The sequence below is a fragment of the Affinundibacterium fentianense genome, from assembly GCF_018139545.1.
Classification (GTDB): Bacteria; Pseudomonadota; Gammaproteobacteria; order Burkholderiales; family Burkholderiaceae_D; genus Undibacterium; species Undibacterium fentianense.
Map to the genome: position 1 here is coordinate 774,404 of NZ_JAGSPJ010000001.1, position 20,332 is coordinate 794,735.

The following is a 20,332-nucleotide window of genomic DNA, read 5'->3' on the forward strand; positions in this document are numbered from 1 at the left end:
CCAAGTATTAAGCTTGTTGCGCACGTTTGTGTGCGATAGCTGCTTTAGCAAAAGCGGTAAACAGCGGATGACCATCACGTGGTGTCGATTTAAACTCTGGGTGATACTGCACACCCAAGTAGAAAGGATGCACGTCTTTTGGCAACTCAATAATTTCACACAGATCTTCTGTCGGCGTCCGTGCAGAAACCACCAAGCCCGCATCTTCCACGCGTTTGAGATAGTGATTATTCGCTTCATAGCGATGACGGTGGCGCTCCGTCACAACGTTTCCGTAGATATCCGAAGCTAAGGTATTTGGTTGAATTGCACAAGTTTGTGCGCCCAAACGCATGGTGCCACCGAGGTCGGAGTTTTCATCACGCAACTCAACTTTACCGTCATGGCTTTGCCATTCATTGATCAAAGCAACAACAGGTTGTTCTGTTTCCAAATCAAACTCTGTGGAATTCGCCATCGACAAACCCGCTTTGTTACGGGCATATTCGATCAAGGCGACTTGCATACCGAGACAAATACCTAAATAAGGGATCTTGTTTTCGCGAGCATAGCGCGCTGCCAAAATCTTGCCTTCGACGCCGCGTTTGCCGAAGCCACCTGGTACCAAAATCGCATCGTATTTTTCTAAAGACTTCGTGCCATGGGCTTCGATTTCTTCAGAATCAACGTATTCGATATTGACGCGGCTTTCGGTATGGATACCGGCATGACGCAACGCTTCCGTCAAGGATTTGTAAGACTCAGTCAGATCAACATACTTACCTACCATGCCGATCGTGACTTCTTCTTTTGGATTTTCCAAAGCATAGATCAACTTATCCCACATGCTCAAATCAGCAGGTTTCGGAGACAGACCTAGCTTATCGCAGACGATGCGATCCAAACCTTGGTCGTGCAACATTTGTGGAATTTTGTAAATCGTGTCGGCATCCCAAACCGAAATAACGCCCTCTTCGACCACATTTGAGAACAAAGAAATTTTTGCACGTTCATCATCCGGAATACGACGATCAGCGCGACACAATAGGGCATCTGGGAAGATACCGATTTCACGCAGTTTTTGGACGCTATGCTGAGTTGGTTTGGTTTTCAACTCACCAGCAGAGGCCAAGTAAGGCACCAAAGTTAAATGCACGAATGCGGCTGAATTTTTACCCGCACGCAAAGTCAATTGACGGGCAGCTTCTAAAAATGGCAGCGATTCGATATCGCCGACTGTGCCGCCGATTTCAACCAAAGCCACGTCAAAACCTGCCGCACCACGGTGAATGAATTCTTGAATTTCATTGGTGATATGTGGAATAACTTGTACGGTTTTACCCAAGTACTCACCACGGCGCTCTTTACGAATCACGGATTCATAAATCTGGCCAGTCGTGAAGTTATTCACCTTTTTCATCTTAGCAGTGATGAAGCGCTCATAATGACCCAGATCCAAATCAGTTTCAGCGCCATCGTCTGTGACGAACACTTCACCGTGTTGGAATGGGCTCATGGTACCCGGATCCACGTTGATGTAGGGATCGAGTTTGAGCATAGTGACTTTGAGACCGCGCGATTCGAGAATCGCAGCGAGTGAGGCGGCAGCGATGCCTTTGCCTAGTGAGGAGACGACGCCCCCAGTAACGAATACGAACTTAGTCATTGCAGAAGGTGCCCAACGGCACAAGCGGGAAATTCGAATTATACCGCAGGATGGGTTCGCTCGCACAAAACAAGGAAGAATTTTATCAAAGCAAACCTCGATTTCATTTCCAGATTGAAATGAAAATGGGCGATGAATTGGTCCCAAGAGAATGGTCGATAAATTGCTTGCCTGCACTCCCTCGATGTGCGAGAAGACATCAAATTGCATTACAATTAACAGAAAATCGCGCTGAATTTAGGACATTCCCTTGGTTCATCGGCACGCTAATTTTTACCAAAGAACCTATTTATTTTCTTGTCGACCATGCCAATACAGTCCCTCCGCCAGCTCGCAATTAATCCATTTCAAGGCCATCCGCTGCCATCGTTATCGATTCCAAACTTGTGTTTGCGCTTGATTAAAGACGATGATTTACCAGACTGGTACGACTATTTACGCCTTCCCGAAACACGATTGAACATGAGTTGGGATGTCAAATCCCCATGGGACTTGCAACAATTCACGCAGGTTCAAGATTGGTCAAACCCAAACGCACAATTAAAACTCGCGATCTGCGACACGAACACACAGAAATTAATAGGAACGATTGGTCTCCATAGTATTTCTACACAACATATGAGCGGGGAAGTCGCCTACGACCTCAATCCGGCTTATTGGGGCCATGGAATTATGCGTGTAGCGTGCGCTAGCATTACACATTGGGCGCACGACGAAATTGGATTTGAGCGCATACAAGCCTTGGTAATGGATAGCAATCTGGCATCCGCGTCGGTACTTCAATATTGTGGTTTTTCATTAGAAGGCTTACTACGTCGCTATCGCAAAGTAAGGGGATGCTTTCGCGACTACTACATCTATAGCCATTTACATTGAAATAGTCCCTCTTCAGCCTTAGTTCCCCCCTCTTTTTCCTAAACTGATTTTTACTGACTCATATCAACAATTCACTTTTCTCAAATTTCTGCACACTTTTCGTGCTCATGAGAAAATCCTGAAGATGCCCCATAAGTTCAACAAGTACTCAGATAATTGCAACGCAAATTGAATGGAATAAAAACATGAAAGCTTTGATCGAATGGCAATGGAAGGGTTATCAGCAGTTTCATCAATCGAGAAAAAATCTCCTCATTCACATTTTTGCTGTGCCCGCTTTTTTGCTCGCCAATATCGGATTGCTTGTGAGTTTTATCCGAGGTTTTTATCTAATCGCACCACTCATGCTGGTGGTTATGCTTTTTTCGATTGCGGTTCAAGGTAAGGGTCACGCGCAGGAGCCTGTAGCGTCAATTCCATTTAATAGTGCCGGCAATGCAATCGCACGTTTGCTAATAGAGCAATGGATTAACTTTCCACGATTTGTTTTGAGTGGTGCATGGTGGCGCGCTTGGCAAACAAGCGCGCAAGGAAACCAAAACAGCTAAACAGTGGAACAACTGAGGAACGATTTAATGCGTTCCCAACTTGTAATACACTTGGATTTTCGCAAAATTCTGTGCTGCTTTGGCATGGGACAACTCTTTGATTTCACTTCCGCGTCTCAACACGGATGCATACAGCCCCCACTTGCTGCCTTGAAATTGGTATCCCGCCTCCACTTCAGCCACCAAAGGACGCGGATGAATTGCCGACTCATTTTGACTAAAAAGACCGCCTTGTAATGTCGCATTGTAAGCAACGATACTGAGGTTCGCTCGGGTAAAAATAAATGATGATTTATTTTGTGTTTGTTGGTTCAAATTTCCATACCGCCAAACCAACTCACTTTGTAAGTCGGTGAAAATATTTCCGACCCGTAGTTTGACCCGATTCGCCAAGTCCATATCCGATTGGAGGTTCCACCTTGCAGGGGCGGCTTCCAAATGCGCGACAATTCCCCACTCACGTCGCAACTGTGTGCTCCACGCTTGAGGTAAAGCTTGATTCAACAGTCGATGCAAATTGGTTTGGGTCCATTCTCCTCCAGCACATGGACCAAGACATCCAAAATCCAATCCTAGTCGCAATGCTCTACCATCGTTATTTTGAACCTCACGAAACGCACCAAGATATAGCCAGCCAGCATAGGGGTGATCGAGCGGTGATAATTGGCTTGGCTTCAACTTAATATCAGAGGCTGTGTAAAGATCCTGTCCGATGTGCCAACTATATGTGACGACCGCATCATCTTGCATCAGCTTTTGGAGCAATGAAAAATGACTACCGCTGGTGTAAAAACCATCATCCCTTTTCAATAGTAAGCTGTCGTTCTCAACATCAAAAACAACACTATTCTCTGCTTTTTCCTGTACACGTTCCCACTCAGCTCTTGATGGCAACCAAGAATCGAGCTTGGTCAATTCCAAACTCAATTTCGACTGCGCTGCAGCCGACGTAGCAACCCAGAAAAGGACAAGCGCGAGATTAATTTTAGATAATGGCATATTGAGAATTCGACTCGTGAAAACACTTTATTTTAAGTCAGATTGCCACGAACTGCGGATTAGTCTGCCTGCTCAGATCTTGCCGATCGGCAAAATCATGCAAATTTCACCCAATGCGAGCGCCTATTTCATAAGTTTTTCTAACATTTGACGACAAGCGTCAGCCGTACGCTCAGGCATTTCCATTGGTAGCAGATGTCCCGCCGGCAATTGTACGAAGTGCTCGCGGCAAAGTCGCTTGGTCGTCGCCAAGCCGCCTTGACGACATTCGACCGACTCCGTCCCACCCACGAATCCGATCGGGACTTTATTCTTCCTAATTTGACGAGCTATCTGACCTAAATTTCCCGGCAGAGTTAAATAAATTTGTGTCTCAATTTCACGAGCAAATTTCAAACACAATCCTTCAGGATGTGGCTTCAATCCCGCTCGCACGTAATCTCTCAATACCTCAGGTGGCCAAATGGCAAACTTCTCTTTCGACGAAAAATGCTCGAACGCCTCTTGTTCATCGCGCCAAATCATCCGCCTCCGAATAGAAAATTGAGCCGGCGAGTAGCGTTCCAGCAAGCCCAACAATCGAAAACCACGTAGTATCAAGGAACGCCATCCTGTCACCACGGGTGAGTCAATCATCAACACACAACGAACTAGATCTGGACGACGACTGGCTGCCATCAACGACAAAATCCCGCCCAAGGAATGCCCAAGCAGAGCGACCGGTTCCGTATAATTCGCTTCCAAGGTGTCAATGAGTTCTTGCACAAGAAATGGCCAATTCACTGTCACTGGATAGGCCTGATTGTGCCCATGCATTTCTAAAAATCGGATATCAAAATGCTGTCCAAGATGTTGCAACATATGACGATATGAACCAGACGGAAAACTGTTTCCGTGGCAAAAATGAACAATAGCTTGAGGCATGTAAAACCTGATTAATCAAGAACGTTGCAGACAAGGTGCGAGAGGCAATACAGCCACTACGGATACCAATAGCGAGCTCGCTTCTCTCGATATTGACTCACACTGAGCGTGTCGCCAAATTGTAATGTGATTGCACCACTTATATCCGTCCTTAGAGGTTTTATTCCAAAATCATGATAGCGCTGCAATATGTCGTGTTTGGGATGGTGATAGCGATTTAGGTAACCAACTTGAAAGATCGCCCATTCCGGCCGCACACTTTGTAAAAATCCCGAACTGGATGAAGTACCACTCCCATGATGTGGAGCAAGCAATACGGTTGATCGCAGCTTATCAGGTATGCTGTTCACCAACTCGTCTTCCTGAATTGCCTCAATATCACCCGCTAACAATAGGGATTTGGATTTCGTTGACACTTTCAAGGTACAACTCAAGGCATTGGTCTTCCATTTTGGACTGGTATAGATCACTGGGACGGGATGCAAGATTTCAAAATGGACGCCATCCCAATCCCAACTTTGCCCTGCAACGCATGATTCAGCATGCTTTGCTGCTTCAACAATAGGATGATCACTAGGCAACGAGGAAGATAGCGTGTTGACCTCGATTCCATTCAGTATGCTGAGTGCTCCCCCGGAATGATCGTTATCTGCATGTGAAATAATCAATTTATCGAGCGAACCAATGCCACGCGCTTGAAAGTACGGCAGCAAGATTCTTGTACCGCTATTCGAATCAATCTGCAATCCAGGTCCCGTATCATAAAGAACGCGGTGTTCTGCTGTCTCAATAAGTACGGCAGAACCTTGCCCAACATCAAAGGCTGTGACCGACATTTCCCCTTGTTGCGGTTTCGATACTGGATTCAACAAGAGAGGTGCGTAGAAAATCCAGCCTACTGCGCGAAAAGGAATTCCTCGAGGTGCCAAAATCCAAAGCGTTCCGACCACCGCGAGCAGAAACATCCACCAACTCGGCACAGGTATTTGCCAAACCGCGAGCCGACTTGACCCAAGAATTGAAAGTATCTGCACAAGAGATTCGACGCCGACAAGCGCAAACCCTAATACCCATTCCGATAATGGAGAAAAAAGTACACTTCCCGCCAATGCTAAAGGTGTCACGATAAAACTAATGAATGGGATCGCCAGCGCATTGGCAATCGGCGCAACAAGTGAAATTTGCGCAAACAAGAGCAAACTCAAAGGGACAAGTCCCACGGTAATTGCATATTGGGCGCGCGCAGCAAGTCGAAGTTGCCCGAGGCAACGCGTCCATATTTCGCGCCATTGGCCTAATTTCCCTCTTTCTATTTGTGCCATTTGATGCGATGAGCTAGCCAGTGCTTCAGGCGAAGCATAGGGTAACAATTGAGCAGTCTCGGTCGGTTCGGCATGAGCAATCTCGAATCGCCCTACATTCACATACATTAGAAGTGCGACAGCACAAAAGGAAAGCCAAAAACCAGGCCAACAAATCGCCCAAGGATCGACCAGCAACACGGCCAACAATGCCAAACTCAAGACCTGAGTTGGATTGGAATCACGTCCAGTCCAAACTGCGAAAGCTAAAATGGTGATCATCCACAAAGTTCGTTGTGCTGGGATACCGAATCCAGCAAGCGCCACATAAATCAATGCAGTTATCCAAGCAACAAGAACCGCGACTTTGGGCGCTGGCAATAAAAGCGGCAATTGCCATTGCGTAAAAAAAGAATGTCGCCAAAAAAAATGCGCTAGTCCAGCGAACAAGCCCGCGATCATCGTGATATGCAAGCCAGAAATCGAAATTAAATGCCCTATCCCCGTCCGATTGAATAAAGTCCAATCATTCGCGGAGATATTGCGCTGATCACCAATCACCAGTGCGGTGACGACGCCGGCATAACGGGCATTCGGAAGTGCCCCTTGAATTTTCTCCCGCAGATAGAAACGCCCGAGTTGAATCCAGCGGTGCAAGCTAGGAACAAATTCGTCCAGCTTGCGCGTGCTTTGCGCAGTCTCTGCAGAATTCGCACGCACCACGCCTGTGGCTCGCACGCCCTGTTCGAACATTAGAGCTTCATAGTCAAAACCATATGGATTCGCGTTACCGTGCACACGCTTAAGACGAACCGCAAGTTGCCAGCGTTGGCCGGGTTTTAACGCGACAGTTTGCCTCGGACTTTGTGCTTCACTGTACCAAGCCAAAGCGATACGTTCAGGAAATTGTTTATCAGAATAGCTGGCTTGGTCTGCCCAATTTGGGGAAATGAGCTTCTCAACTCGCAGTAAAAATGATTGTCCATTCGAATGGAAGTCTGGCAAGCTATCTATTACGCCGACAATCAGGGCATCTTGATTTTCCAAGTTCTTCGGCAGTTCTTGCCGCAGCACTTGATATGCTACGATCCCCGCCCAACAGAAACCGAAAACAATCCCAATACCTAACAAATAGACATGTCGCAGCAGGTACACTAGATCAACAACATGTCGCGCCTGTGACTTTTGTATCAATAGCGCATATCGAGTCAGAACAGGGATCAACGCCATCAATGGGAACATCGCCAGCGTGATCAAAATCAATAAGTTGTATGACCACAAAGCGGCCTGTTGCTGCAATAGAACGACACCAATAACAAAACCTATGGTTGCCGAGCGCACGCAGCTATCTCAATGGATAATGCGCTGCCATTCGCGGAAGCGCACTCAGAACATTCAAAGTGGTTTGCTGCGCTAGCTCTTTGGGCTCAAGACCTCGCATTTCGGCTAACTCCAATCCAATTTGCACTAACTCGCCAGGAGAATTGATTCCCGGATGACACCAGCGTGGGGCAATATCAGGCGCATCGGTTTCGAGCACAATGCTCGAAAGCGGCAAGCTAGTCGCTAGTCGCCGAATTTGCAAAGCTCGTGTAAAAGTCATCGCTCCACCAAATCCCAATTTAAACCCCGCTTGAACAAATTGCTGCGCTTGCTGTTCACTGCCATTAAAGGCATGCGCAATACCTCCAATCACAGAGATCCGGCGCAATTGTTTTAATATTTTATCTTGCGATTTTCGCACGTGCAATAAGACAGGTAAACCAAAATCTCGCGCAATTTTCAATTGCTCTGCATAGAAAAACTCTTGTTTCTCACGAAGCGGTGCTTCACACAATGCTGGAACAAAATAATCCAAGCCAATCTCACCGATTGCGACTAAGCGACTACCTTGCTCTGTGTTCGTCAACAATCTTCCAATTTCACCACGTAAATAATCGAGATCTTCAATTTTTGAATTGGCGACGAACATGGGATGAATGCCCAGCGCATAAAAACACATGTTACTTTGAACGGAAAGCTGCATCACATCCACAAAATTCGCTCTATGCACGGCTGGAATCACGATCGCCGAGACTCCCATTCTTGCTGCCTCAGCAGCCAATATCAATGAACGTCCGGCAAACTCGCTTGCATCCAGATGGCAATGACTATCAATCCACATAATTGACTTTCTTTCGATACTACGTTCAAAGTTTTTAGAGGGCACATCAAGATAGGCGTCAACGACACGACTTCATGCGTGATCGAACATCGTTCTTTCCTTGCGGTTCTGTGCGAATCCCAGCATCACCGTGGAACCGATTTACTTAATCACACGCAAGATTATGCTAAGCTCTTCGCTTCCGTCAACGCGTGATCGCGCTCGATTTTTCTCAAACCTTCAACTTTTGTTTTCGCGCATGCCTCATTCTCAACTGAGACCACAACATTTACTCACTGCCCTTCTAGTTATCATTATATGGGGGATGAATTTTGTTGTGATCAAAATCGGACTCAAGGGCATGCCACCTCTCCTGCTCGCAGCATTACGGTTTGTATTCGTCGCGTTCCCTGCAATTTTTTTCCTCGCTCGTCCCAAAGTGCCATTGAAATTTTTATTTGCTTACGCGGCCACAATTAGTTTTGGGCAATTTGCCTTTCTTTTTTCGGCGATTGCCGTGGGAATGCCGGCTGGACTTGCGTCCCTAGTCCTTCAAGCTCAGGCCTTCTTTACCATTGCCCTCTCCGCACTTTTTTTTGGCGACAAACTCAAAGCCCATCATATTCTGGGCATGCTGGCCGCCAGCCTTGGGCTTCTCGTACTAGGCGGCGGAAGTTTGCATTTAAGTGGTAGTCAATTAAGTATTGCCGGATTTGCGTTAACTTTGTGCGCAGCACTCTCTTGGGCGAGTGGGAATATTATTAGCAAAAAATTGGGGTCCGTCGACATGTTAAATTTAGTTGCATGGAGCGCTCTGATACCCATTATTCCCTTCTTGCTCCTTTCCTGCGCCATTGATGGCGCCGCGACTGTATGGACGTGTCTGATCCATATTCGTATCGAGGCAATACTCGCGGTACTATACTTATCTGGTGCCGCGAGTTTAATTGGCTATACTTTATGGGGAAAATTATTGGCGACTTTGCCCACTCAGGTCGTCGCACCACTGACCTTATTGGTGCCGATAGTCGGGCTTAGTTCGGCTTGGTTAATACTTGATGAAGCTCTCAACTCGATACAAATAATTGGAGCAGCGATCGTGATGGCCGGCCTTTTAATTAATGTCTTTGGCGCCAAGATTTATACATTCTTTCGCCAAAGCACGCCACTTCAATGACGCAAATAGGATCCCTAATGTCATCCCAATAGAATATCTCTGCAGAAAAATAGACATGCATCGATCGGAAAAGACGATTTTTATCAGAACAGACATCGCGATAAAAAGCTCGCTTCATCTCATTAATTTAGTTCCGATCACTTCGTATCAATGTGAATATGTTTGAGAAATCCATCGAACCAATTAGAAAGGAGAAAGTGGAAGCATGTTAGAACTCCGTCCGAATTGCGAGCACTGCAATCGCGATTTACCACCAGAGCATGAAGATGCAAGAATATGCTCCTTCGAGTGTACATTTTGTCGCGACTGCGTTGACAATCTATTGCATGGAATTTGTCCGAATTGCGGAGGCAATTTTAGTCCCCGTCCGATACGACCACCTCGATTGGGCCGCAACGACAACGATCTTTTACACTACCCAGCTAGAGAGTCACGCGTCCATCGCCCAGTGGATCTGCCCGCGCATGCAAATTATTTGAAAAAGCGAAAATAGGAGCTGGAGAGCAGCAACTGTTTTGGAATTGAGCAAAAAATAAATGCCTGTCACTAATGCGAACTATGCGAATTCGAAGGATCCGGCATGGTATCGGGTCGAAAACTCCATTGCGGGCTCAGAAGAACGACAAACACAGCGATAAGCGCAATCGCAACAGACAAAGCAAATGCAACCGACGAATCGGCCATTCGTTGCGGATAAATTTTCGCAACGGCGCCTAGTCCTATCAAATTTCCACCTGCCACCAAAATTGCCGTCGCATAGTCATGAAACCTTCTCGCTTTATTCGCACCGACCGCCCATTTGGCATGGGTATTGTAGCTAGGCAGCTCCTCATGTGCATTCTCCAATTGCTCAAGTGCCGACAAAAATCTGCGTAAATTAGTAATCGCACTTTCAGCTTTAAAATTGAGAAACGCTAAACTGATAGAAGCGACGGGAAACCCGAGCATTAGCCATTCAACGGGAACCTCGCCACGCGCTTCGCCCGACTTCAGTGCAACAAGTGCAGCGAGTAAACTCACGACCAAAGTCACATAAAGCGCCAAAGCCTGCTGGCGCTGAGCGATCCTAGCATTCACTTCATTATATGCAGCGATAAAACGGTAATTTGCATCGACTGAAAATTTCTTAGACATACGAAGCCCAACGTAGAGTTAAATTCGGCAGCTTATCCTGCCCATCTAGAGAGATGTGCGATCGATCCTGGTCGTCGATTAAATCATAAACAATTCTATTTTATAAATCGTCTATGACAGCCCCTTTATCCAAGACAAAAAAGGGGAAATGGGAAAGCCATCCTATCTTCAGCAAGATAGGATGGCTTCATCGAACGTCAATGCTGATAATCTACAGCAAAATGAATCCTTACGGTTTATATAGATTCGCTCGGCAACTAAAGCTAGTCGTCGTTACTTTATCCACATTCCCTTGACCGCACGTCGAGATCGCTTGTTGAGACATGATCGCAATTTGCTTACTACTCTCGACATTACTCTCACTGACAGAGATACAACCCGTCAACACCCATGCGAAACAAAACATTACGCCGATCTGTATTCGTTTTTTCATTTTCCTATCCAATTCATTTACATTACATCGAGTTCAAATCGCGATGTCTATCGCGATCTCTTCACAAAATACCGCCAATCATCATAAAAATCAGCAGGCGACCTGTGCTGCTCACAAAAAAACATCGCCCCTGCAATAATGTCTGTACTTGAATTTGGTTGACGATTTTCTGAGCACTTCCTATGTTGACACCCAAAAAAGGTAGATTAACTTATTTTATCGGATCGCCGATTTTTGGCGTATATCTGCTGGAATCGCATCCTTGTGAACCATAAAATAAATCGTTTTCATTCGAACATAGTTTCTACTCATATGCAAATGACCCTCGAATGGACCGCTGCTCACCCCATAGCTATTTTTTGTCAAGAAAAATGGATTACCTTTTTCATCTTTACTTAGGCCTACGATATGCATACTATGATCATCTGTACTGCGCCAGTCATCAAAAGCGTCTTGCCTAAAATCTTGCGTTATCAGCTTCGATTCATCGTCTAACACGGCATAACCTTCTTTCACGTTGAAACCTTTTTCGCTCGTATCGCCACCCCAGGAGATCGTGTATCCATTGCTTAGTGCATGATTCATAATTCTCTCCATATCATCAATCGGGACGTTGAGATACCGACTATCATGTGACCAATTGTCAGGAATTTCCAATCGAATGCGCTGATAGTAAGGGTGATGGCTAAAACTTGTTACCTCCACATAATCATCAGGATTCAATTTCAGTACCTGATCGCGGAAGGTTTGCGGTGTATAAACTCTGTTCTCAAATACAAAATTGCTTGGCGGCTTGCCAATATACGCGTCCAAAATTCCCTCGAAGGCAGCTCGCCAAGATTTACTGGGGCGCCCAGTTTTAATCACCGCATCTAAAAAAGCTTTGGTCGTTGCAGCCAACTCGGCATGATCGAGTTTTGTTTCCCCTTCTTTCAAACCCGTGTAATACGCTTTGGGGACTGCGCCATAGCGCTTCAACATCTCCATAGCGTCATGATTATTTCCCCCCTCCCAAAAAGTTGCTTTTCCCTGCACACGCAAGTAAGCATCTGCTTTCAAGGGATAAGCATGTCTTACCCCAAAAACTTCAGACAGTTCGATAAGCTTGCCACCTTGGCGAGCAACTTCACTTTCCATAAACGAGGCTGTCGCAAAATTCCAGCATGTATTCGTGCGAGCCTGATCCTTTGCCGCTGTGCGTTGCGCTTCGTGGGTGATTGTAAATACTTTCTTATTGGCGTTTGCAGCACTGCTTGAACTTGCTGCATTCGCACTATTCACAAGCGTACTTTGCGCAAAGCAAGTCGATGCAAATAGGTTCAAGACGCCCAGCACAAGCACGACAGATAAGGGTTTGGTATGCATTTTCTATCCTTGTTAGCAGATCTTTCAATTCGTTCGATTGCTGCAATGGCGTTTTCATCTCGTTTTATCGTCATTGCTTGCAACGACCGCTTCGCATCATAGCTTCGATCTTAAATTGAAAAAAGGCCTTAATTGAAAAACTCTTTCAATTAAAGAATGGTTTCTCATTTCTCGAAATTAAAAGAATCACGTGACGCACTCATCGGCTGAAATATCACGTTCAGACGAAGGTTCATGACAAAGTTTTTCTCTTGTGATAATTTGTGTCTATTCATCCAAGTATCCCTCACCAATACCATTGCAAAATTACTTTATATGCGCGTTCCTATGAAAAAAATACTCGGTTTCTCACTTTTAGAAGCAATGGTCGCGGTGGCAATTATTGCGATCTTGGCTGCAATGGCCCTCCCTTCCTATTTATTTAAGATCATTCGCGAACAAATAGAAACAGCAATTCCGCTTATCGAAATCGCAAAAACACCGATTGCAAACTCATGGCGATCCGACAAGATTTTGCTGGCTGATAATGCAGCTGCAATGCTTCCTCCACCAGACAAAATTGTGAACAATTTCGTTAAAAGTGTCACGATTGAAAATGGTGCCATTCACATCAAATTTGGAAATCGCGCAAACAAAGCAATCCAAAATAAGATCTTAACTTTCCGACCTGCAGTCATTGATGATGCCCAAGTTGTGCCTATCACTTGGGTATGTGCCAATGCGGGTGCACCGGACAAAATGACCTTAAAGGGAACAGATAGAACAAATATCGACCCACAAAACCTTCCACTAATTTGCCGTCCACGCGACAAAACACAATCAAATAACTAATTTCCATCCCATAAAAAAAGCACAGCGACTCTGACGTCGCTGTGCTTTTTTCACAAACAAATAGGCTATCCCTAGATTAGTAAATCCGCGATTAGAATTTGTATTCGTAGTTTAGTCGTAATGCTAAATGCGTTTCTGAAACATTTGTTCTAACAACAGAACCTAAACTATCTGTGTAAGTGCTCGAAGAAAGATTATCTTGATGCAGCGCGTTCCCGATTGCGACGCGTAAGTTCGATTTATTATCAAACTTCCAAAGTGCATAAACATCTAGGACGCGCTTAGGAATACCATAGGTTGTTTGATTAATCGATACTCGAACGGGGCCAGCACTTTGAAAACTCAAATTGCCACCAAGAGTTAATGGCACATCATCTAACTTGTAATCCAAACCCAAATTTGCACTTACAGGTGTTTGTGAATCAAGCCGATTATTCGGACCAGGCACGGAATTAACCGTTGACGAATTAAACGCCAAATTTGCACGGAAATCGATCGCTGGTGCATCTGCCATCAAACTGCGTAATGGAAATTTCGCATCAAATTCCACACCGCGTGTATTCGCCAAACCGTCATTGGTCGGCATCATCACCCAACGCCCATCATTCACAATTGAAGTACGTGTAAAGTCATCAATTCTGCGTAAGAAGAAATTCACGCTCAAGATTCCACCATCATTGAGATAGTGTTCAAATCCCGCGTCTAGTCCCCATGCAAGCTCAGGTTTCAAGTTCGGGTTACCCATCATATCTGGGTTGATTTCACTATTATTGGTCGATGTGAATCGACGTGGAATCAAGCGCCCAGTATCAGGCGCTTTATAAGTGCGAGTGAGCCCTAAACGAAGTTGATCATTTTTGCTTCCAGGAATCTTATACAAAGTTTGTAAGATCGGACTTAAAACACTGGATCGGTTATTGATTTCAGCATAGGTCGTTCCTTTGCTACTGGTATCGATTCCTTCCCAGCGTACCCCTGCATAAATCGACAATGCCTTCGAATAATTCCACTCGTCCTGTATGAACAAAGCAAGGCGATTGACATTCGCATCATACGACTCATCCGTTGGAATCCCGCGAATTGGGCCAGTTCCAGTAATGACGTCGTTACGTTTCGCACTATCGGTGCGCTTACTTAAGCCACCATCCCAGCCTGCAGCAAGTGCATGGTCTTCGACAAATGGTGCGGTATACTTACCACCATAGGTGAAACCATTATCCGTGCTCTCGGAGTAATAGGAACGATTCAAAACTTGCTTGCTTGTATTCGCGACCAACACATTTTCGCCATCACGTTGATTATAGTTGGCGCCCAATCGCACATCGAGCTTTGCACTATCAGCTAACTTGTGTACATAGTTTAAGTTAGTACGAATTGACGTGCTATCTGAGGTATTGCGGGAACGCTCATCCAGAAATAAAGCATCATTAGGTTTATCCGTCGATGTCAGGTTTGTACTCCGATTTGAAAAGCGATTTGCATTGACAAAACTCTGTGAAGTCAACACATCGCCGTTCTCCAACATCCAATTGATACGCGGCGAAATTCCAATCGATTCAAATTTTCCTTGTCCTTCGGTCTTCGTATGATTTGCGTAAACTGGCTTACCGGCTGCGTCATAGCGAATTTCTGAACTTGTATCAGGACGCTCAAATTCTCCATAATTGGCATTTCCTGAAATCGAATACGACATCTTTCCAACTTTGTCGGAAAGCTGCAAGCTGGCATTTACACCATACTGTCCGTTTTCCTCACTAGCACCCAACTTCAATTCGCGCTGCGCGGTCACAATCGCTTTTTTCAAAACGATATTAATTGCACCGGCAATCGACTGTGTACTTAATTCGGCCGTCGCAGCACGAATCACCTCGATCCGTTCAATATTGTCTGGCGAAATAGAATCGAGAGAAAATCCAGGAGGACTAGGTTCACCATTCAACATTATTTGCGTATAGCCAGCACCGAGTCCCCGCATACGAATTGCACCACCACGCCCTTGTACACCGCCAATCGTCACTCCAGGCAAACGCTTTAAGACGTCACCGATATTGGTGTCGCCATAGCGGACGATATCTTCCTGGGTCACAACAATCTTACTTGCCGTATCTTGGCGACGTTCGTCATATCCTTTTGCGCCACTGATTTCGACTTTCTGAACTGCGGCAGGTGCCGATGGTTTTACGGGTGCAACCTGTTTCTGCTTTGTCTTATCGACTTCCTCCTGAGTTTGTTGCGCATGAGCAGGCGCGCCATATGCCAACATGAGGGAAAGAGGAATTAAAGCCAAACGATAATGCGATGGGAGAAAAAACATAATGATTTCAAAAAGTTGATAAAGATGGTGCTTCGACTCAATCGAAATATCGAAAGTTCAGCATATAGCTAAAAGGAAACACTTTGATACATTAACAGGGAAATACACAGTACTTGGAGGGGTATCGAACCTGCAACTTCGTGGTTTGCAATTCGAGCGCGCGCATTATAACGTGAGAAAGCCAATTCGGTTTCATCGCCATCTTTTTGCAAAATAGGCAAAGTTTAACGAAATATAAATGCTAATATAACAACAAAATTGCATTACTAAGCAAGAATCGATTACAATCTCTTACTTAAAAGAAACTACTCAGTAAGGTTTGATGACATGGGTTCATCGTCTACCCAAATTAGCTTTTGCACGTCTTGCTGCAATCGGCTCTGGCAATTGCGTCAAACACTGGCACAAAACTTAGAGCAAATTCCGCAACCCCACAACATCGCTCTCGTTGATTTTGGATCAACCGATGGTTTGAGCGAATGGGTTTGGGGAAATTTCCGACGACAAATCGACAATGGGCATTTACATTTTTTTGAAGTGGAAAACAAGGTGCGTTGGAGTAGCCCTGTCGCGAAAAATCTCGCCCACCGAATCGCACCTGGCGACTATCTTTTTTCGCTCGATGCAGACAATTGGGTAACCGAAAACGACCTATCAGAAATTTCGAAAGCTGCGTCACAAAAGATCGCATCGCATCAATGGACAGAAACACATGGTGACGGCACATATGGTCGAATTGGACTAAGCCGAGAACTGTTCTATCAGCTGGGAGGCTATGACGAAGGTTTACTTCCGATGAGTCAACAAGATGTGGATTTACTCAAACGCATCATCAAATTGACTGGTGCGGTAGCAAAACTCAAGCCACCCGAGAAGCGACCGATTCAAAACGAACTAGCGCATAAAATTCAGTCAGTCGGAAAAATAGCAGCAAGCCCTTCCGATTTTTTTAAACATTTGAATCAAATCAATGCCGTTATTTCGCGCCTAAAAGAAGAATACGAAGGTCCAATACGGGTCGGTGGCTTTGCGACGTTTAAAGGCAAACTCAATGGGCAATCCGTCATTATTGACGGACTCAATCATATTCATCGACTTTGATCCTTAAAGTATCACCCACTCTCAATCTGCAATATCATACCTCACAATTTTTGCAGCGAGTCGAGCAAGGGTATGCAGGCGTCCGCAATTCTATCGATATTCTTCTCTCGCATTGCATTCAAATCGATCTGTTGATCGGACTGCAATCCGGCCCATTGCAAGATTGCTTGGCAGGCTTCGGGGTGATCGAACAAACCATGCAAGTAACTACCCATAATTAGATTATCCGGCGACACACAACCTTCCTCGTTCTTCGTGCTATCTTGCTCTAACAAAAACGCTGGGCGCGTGTTACTGCTCGCATAGCTTAGTCCCATGTGAATTTCATAGCCACGCACCCGCGCCGTCCCATGCGCATGAAAAGCGCATATTCCATGGACTTCCTGCAGACGCTTTTCTCGACTTAACTCCGTGGTGATATCTAGAAATCCTAAGCCTTCAGAGTCGCCCGGATGACCTTCTACTCCATGCGGGTCGCTGATCAGTTGCCCGAGCATCTGATATCCACCACAAATACCGATCAATTTTCCGCCATAGCGCACATGCCGTTCGAGAACTTGTTCCCAACCACCCGCTTTAAGAAACTGAAGGTCTTCACGCGTATTCTTACTACCTGGAAGAATAATCAAGTCGGCTGCAGGTATCGGTGAATCAGGACCGATAAACTGTAGATCCACATCAGGATGGGCGCGCAAGGCATCAAAGTCTGTATGGTTGGAGATCCTTGGGATCGCTGGAACGAGAATCTTGAATTTACCCTGTTGATGTTGATGCAAATGAATCGCATCTTCTGCATCAAGTATCAGGCCATGCAGATAAGGCAAGACAGCCAAAACTGGCTTACCAGTTTTTTGCTCTAGCCATTCCAAGCCGGGCTCTAACAAACTGATATCTCCCCGGAAGCGATTGATCACGAAACCGATAATTCGTTGTTGTTCAGACTCAGACAAGCACGCCAGGGTTCCGATAAAATGGGCAAAAACACCGCCACGATCAATATCAGCAACCAAAATCACGGGACAATCAACCGCTTCAGCAAAACCCATGTTCGCAATGTCGCGTTCGCGCAAATTCACTTCGGCTGGGCTTCCTGCCCCCTCAACAATGATCGCCTCATAATTTTGTTGAAGACGAGCATAAGACTCCAAAACCGCGCCCATCGCAATACTTTTATATTGGTGGTAATCGCGCGCATCCATATCTGCCCTTACCCTACCATGCACGATAATTTGCGCCCCAGTGTCGGAAGATGGCTTAATCAACACAGGATTCATGTCCGTATGTGCAGCAACTCCTGCTGCTTGAGCTTGGAGTGCTTGCGCCCTTCCTATCTCGCCCCCATCGATCGTTACTGCGCTATTGAGTGCCATATTTTGTGGCTTCATCGGTGCGACTTTGACGCCTTGTCGCTGCAATAGGCGGCATAGTGCAGCCACCACGGTCGTTTTACCTGCATCAGAGGTCGTCCCCTGCACCATGAGGGTTTGAATTTTCATCTTAAATTTTCCGTTGAATTGGGGTCTAGAAAAAGCCTCGCAGTCGCCGCTAAATTGGAGGGAAAGTAAGCGTGAAAATAGCTCGCTTGGATATTACCAAGACGATAAATGGGTTCGCCAGTTTGCTCAGTGTGTTGACGCAATGCATATTCATCGGACACGAGCGTCGTATCGAATCGCGAATAATGGAAAGTATGTCCACGCAATACTCCATGCCGCGTCACCCATGTTTGCATTCCTAAAGCCTGCAACTTTTTTTGAACGGACACAGTTCCCGGTAATAGACCCGCCATCGGCCAAGACATTCCGTCCAAATCGCATAAGGTATCAACCAAACTAATCATGCCGCCACATTCCGCATAAATAGGAGCGCTGCTTTGCGCAAACTCACGTAGGGAACCTAGCCAACAGCTCGCTTGAGTGAGAACCTTAGCATGAAGCTCAGGATATCCTCCGGGCAAATATAGCGCATCAACATTGTGCGGAATGGTTTGATCTGCACAAGGCGAAAAAAAGACAAGATCTGCGCCAAGGTCCTTTAGTGCTTGGATATTGGCGGGATAAATAAAAGCAAACGCATGATCACGCGCAATCGCAATACGCCTTCCCTTCAACCGACAATCAAGCTGTCCAGGCTTTACTATTTGTTGATAGGGTAGTCTCTCAGAACACAAAGGCTTCAAGCACTTCCAATCCTGACAATCCAATTGAAGCGAGTCAGCAAGTTTCTGAATAATTTGATCGAGTTGATCGATTTCGCCAGGTATGACTAGACCCAAATGCCGCTCTGGCAAGACCTCAGTTTGAGGTGGCAAACTCGCCATTATGGGGATATCCCCCAGTGCGCTCTTGATCAATTGTAAATGCGCGGAAGATGACACACGATTGGCAATCAAACCTGCCATGTGGACTGGGCCAAAATCGCGTAGCCCGTATACAATGGCGGCTGCTGTTTGCGCCATCGCCGAGGCGTCAATCACTGCGATCACTGGCACTTCAAGCGCATTCGCTAAATCTGCTGAGGATGGCGTGCCATCATACAAGCCCATCACACCTTCAATTAACACCAAATCAGATTCTTGTGCGGCTGCAATTAGCATGGCGCGACATGCTGCCAACCCGACCAACCATAGATCGAGCGACAGTACCGGCGCACCAACCGCTGTTTCCAACAACATAGGGTCGATAAAATCAGCGCCAGTTTTAAAAATCCGCACGCGCCAACCTAGATCACGGAAGTGCCGCGCCAATGCTGCAGTGACGCTCGTTTTTCCTTGTCCTGATGCGATCGCTGAAATCATCACGACCGGCGCGAGCTGAGTCTTCATTACCATTCAATGCACTCCTGCGCACCGACTCCACACTTGAATGCATGTTTCACTTCCCGCATCTCCGTGACAGTGTCTGCAATCTCTATGAGCGAGGGTAAAGCGCCCCGACCGGTCAGGATCACATGTTGCATCATCGGTCGATTCTGTAGATCTGCGATCACCATATCGACATCGAGATAATGGTATTTCAAAGCAATATTCACCTCGTCCAACAAAACCAAGGAAATAGAAGGATCACGCAAAAAACGCTGCGCTTGCAACCAAGCTAAATTGGCCTTCAACACATCGCGTTCACGATCCTGTGTATTCCATGTATAGCCTTCTCCCATCGCATGAAACTCGACTTCATCAGGAAATCGCCTCAAGAATTTTTCTTCGCCTGTCGACATTGCGCCTTTAATAAACTGGACTACGCCCACTTTTTTTTCATGCCCTAAAGCACGCATAACCATCCCCAAGCCACTCGAACTTTTGCCTTTTCCATTCCCGCAATTCATCACAATCAAACCGCGTTTTATGGTGGCACTTGCGATTTTTTCGTCGATTATTTTCTTTTTTCTCTGCATGCGAAGTTGATGACGTTGATTGGCGTCATCAACTTCAATCTCCGACGCTATGTTCTGACTCGAATCAGGTGTGTTTGATGGCATACATTATTCGCCTTAATTTTTTTTGACTAGATGGGTTGGAGCAAGGATCGAAGATCATTAAACG

General features: G+C 45.9%; 18 protein-coding genes. 6 read left to right on the forward strand and 12 right to left on the reverse strand.

The genetic code is table 11. The features are described 5' to 3' along the window. Positions 1-7: 7 nt before the first annotated feature. Positions 8-1,645 (reverse strand): CTP synthase, encoded by a 1,638-nt coding sequence (locus KDM90_RS03445; protein WP_212674152.1) that lies wholly within the window; start codon positions 1,643-1,645, stop codon positions 8-10. A gap of 306 nt (positions 1,646-1,951) precedes the next feature. Between KDM90_RS03445 and KDM90_RS03450 the strand changes: the two genes are divergently transcribed. Together KDM90_RS03450 and KDM90_RS03455 are read left to right on the forward strand one after the other, a co-directional pair. Next, the gene (locus KDM90_RS03450; RefSeq protein ID WP_212674153.1) at positions 1,952-2,521 is read left to right on the forward strand and encodes a GNAT family N-acetyltransferase; all 570 of its coding nucleotides are present in this window, start codon (positions 1,952-1,954) and stop codon (positions 2,519-2,521) included. A gap of 185 nt (positions 2,522-2,706) precedes the next feature. Continuing rightward, the gene (locus tag KDM90_RS03455; protein WP_212674154.1) at positions 2,707-3,069 is read left to right on the forward strand and encodes a terminase; all 363 of its coding nucleotides are present in this window, start codon (positions 2,707-2,709) and stop codon (positions 3,067-3,069) included. Between the two features lie 24 nt (positions 3,070-3,093). Here the strand turns inward: KDM90_RS03455 and KDM90_RS03460 are convergent, their stop codons facing one another. The 4 genes from KDM90_RS03460 to KDM90_RS03475 all read right to left on the reverse strand — a co-directional run bounded on the left by KDM90_RS03460 (position 3,094) and on the right by KDM90_RS03475 (position 8,457). Then, positions 3,094-4,068 (reverse strand): lipid A deacylase LpxR family protein, encoded by a 975-nt coding sequence (locus KDM90_RS03460; protein ID WP_212674155.1) that lies wholly within the window; start codon positions 4,066-4,068, stop codon positions 3,094-3,096. Between the two features lie 123 nt (positions 4,069-4,191). Continuing rightward, complete coding sequence (locus KDM90_RS03465; protein WP_212674156.1) at positions 4,192-4,992, reverse strand: alpha/beta fold hydrolase; 801 nt, start codon at positions 4,990-4,992, stop codon at positions 4,192-4,194. Positions 4,993-5,048: 56 nt separating this feature from the next. Next, positions 5,049-7,634 carry a DNA internalization-related competence protein ComEC/Rec2 gene (locus tag KDM90_RS03470; RefSeq protein ID WP_212674157.1) on the reverse strand — a complete coding sequence of 862 codons (2,586 nt, stop codon included), beginning with the start codon at positions 7,632-7,634 and terminating at the stop codon, positions 5,049-5,051. A 4-nt stretch (positions 7,635-7,638) separates the two neighbouring features. Then, positions 7,639-8,457: a TatD family hydrolase gene (locus tag KDM90_RS03475; protein ID WP_212674158.1), complete on the reverse strand. Its 819-nt coding sequence runs from the start codon at positions 8,455-8,457 to the stop codon at positions 7,639-7,641. Between the two features lie 253 nt (positions 8,458-8,710). On the opposite strand from KDM90_RS03475, the gene KDM90_RS03480 reads away from it, so the two are divergent. Beyond that, positions 8,711-9,613, forward strand: a complete 903-nt coding sequence (locus KDM90_RS03480) for an EamA family transporter (RefSeq protein WP_212674491.1) — start codon at positions 8,711-8,713, stop codon at positions 9,611-9,613. Between the two features lie 205 nt (positions 9,614-9,818). Further along, positions 9,819-10,106, forward strand: coding sequence for a DUF1272 domain-containing protein (locus KDM90_RS03485; RefSeq protein ID WP_212674159.1), 288 nt, complete (start codon positions 9,819-9,821; stop codon positions 10,104-10,106). Between the two features lie 53 nt (positions 10,107-10,159). Here the strand turns inward: KDM90_RS03485 and KDM90_RS03490 are convergent, their stop codons facing one another. The 3 genes from KDM90_RS03490 to KDM90_RS03500 form a co-directional block, all read right to left on the reverse strand. Next, the gene (locus tag KDM90_RS03490; protein ID WP_212674160.1) at positions 10,160-10,747 is read right to left on the reverse strand and encodes a hypothetical protein; all 588 of its coding nucleotides are present in this window, start codon (positions 10,745-10,747) and stop codon (positions 10,160-10,162) included. Between the two features lie 229 nt (positions 10,748-10,976). Then, positions 10,977-11,180, reverse strand: coding sequence for a hypothetical protein (locus tag KDM90_RS03495; protein WP_212674161.1), 204 nt, complete (start codon positions 11,178-11,180; stop codon positions 10,977-10,979). 216 nt (positions 11,181-11,396) lie between these two features. Continuing rightward, on the reverse strand, positions 11,397-12,545 hold the full coding sequence (locus KDM90_RS03500) for a C1 family peptidase (RefSeq protein ID WP_212674162.1): 1,149 nt from the start codon (positions 12,543-12,545) through the stop codon (positions 11,397-11,399). A gap of 327 nt (positions 12,546-12,872) precedes the next feature. On the opposite strand from KDM90_RS03500, the gene KDM90_RS03505 reads away from it, so the two are divergent. Further along, a complete protein-coding gene (locus KDM90_RS03505) occupies positions 12,873-13,376 on the forward strand; it encodes a pilin (protein ID WP_212674163.1) in 504 nt (167 codons plus the stop codon). 91 nt (positions 13,377-13,467) lie between these two features. Here the strand turns inward: KDM90_RS03505 and KDM90_RS03510 are convergent, their stop codons facing one another. Continuing rightward, on the reverse strand, positions 13,468-15,690 hold the full coding sequence (locus KDM90_RS03510) for a TonB-dependent receptor plug domain-containing protein (RefSeq protein WP_212674164.1): 2,223 nt from the start codon (positions 15,688-15,690) through the stop codon (positions 13,468-13,470). A 327-nt stretch (positions 15,691-16,017) separates the two neighbouring features. Here KDM90_RS03510 and KDM90_RS03515 point away from each other — a divergent pair, with 327 nt between their 5' ends. Further along, positions 16,018-16,791, forward strand: a complete 774-nt coding sequence (locus tag KDM90_RS03515) for a glycosyltransferase family 2 protein (RefSeq protein WP_212674165.1) — start codon at positions 16,018-16,020, stop codon at positions 16,789-16,791. Positions 16,792-16,832: 41 nt separating this feature from the next. Here the strand turns inward: KDM90_RS03515 and KDM90_RS03520 are convergent, their stop codons facing one another. The 3 genes from KDM90_RS03520 to cobO are packed head-to-tail and all read right to left on the reverse strand — an operon-like array spanning position 16,833 to position 20,268. Beyond that, complete coding sequence (locus tag KDM90_RS03520) at positions 16,833-18,287, reverse strand: cobyric acid synthase (RefSeq protein WP_230409570.1); 1,455 nt, start codon at positions 18,285-18,287, stop codon at positions 16,833-16,835. Then, entirely contained in the window at positions 18,284-19,615 is a 1,332-nt protein-coding gene (locus KDM90_RS03525) for a cobyrinate a,c-diamide synthase (protein WP_329605288.1), read from the reverse strand. Before KDM90_RS03525 ends, KDM90_RS03520 begins: the two co-directional genes overlap by 4 nt. Next, complete coding sequence (cobO, locus tag KDM90_RS03530) at positions 19,615-20,268, reverse strand: cob(I)yrinic acid a,c-diamide adenosyltransferase (protein ID WP_212674167.1); 654 nt, start codon at positions 20,266-20,268, stop codon at positions 19,615-19,617. The genes KDM90_RS03525 and cobO overlap by 1 nt, the downstream gene beginning before the upstream one ends. Between the last annotated feature and the right edge of the window lie 64 nt (positions 20,269-20,332).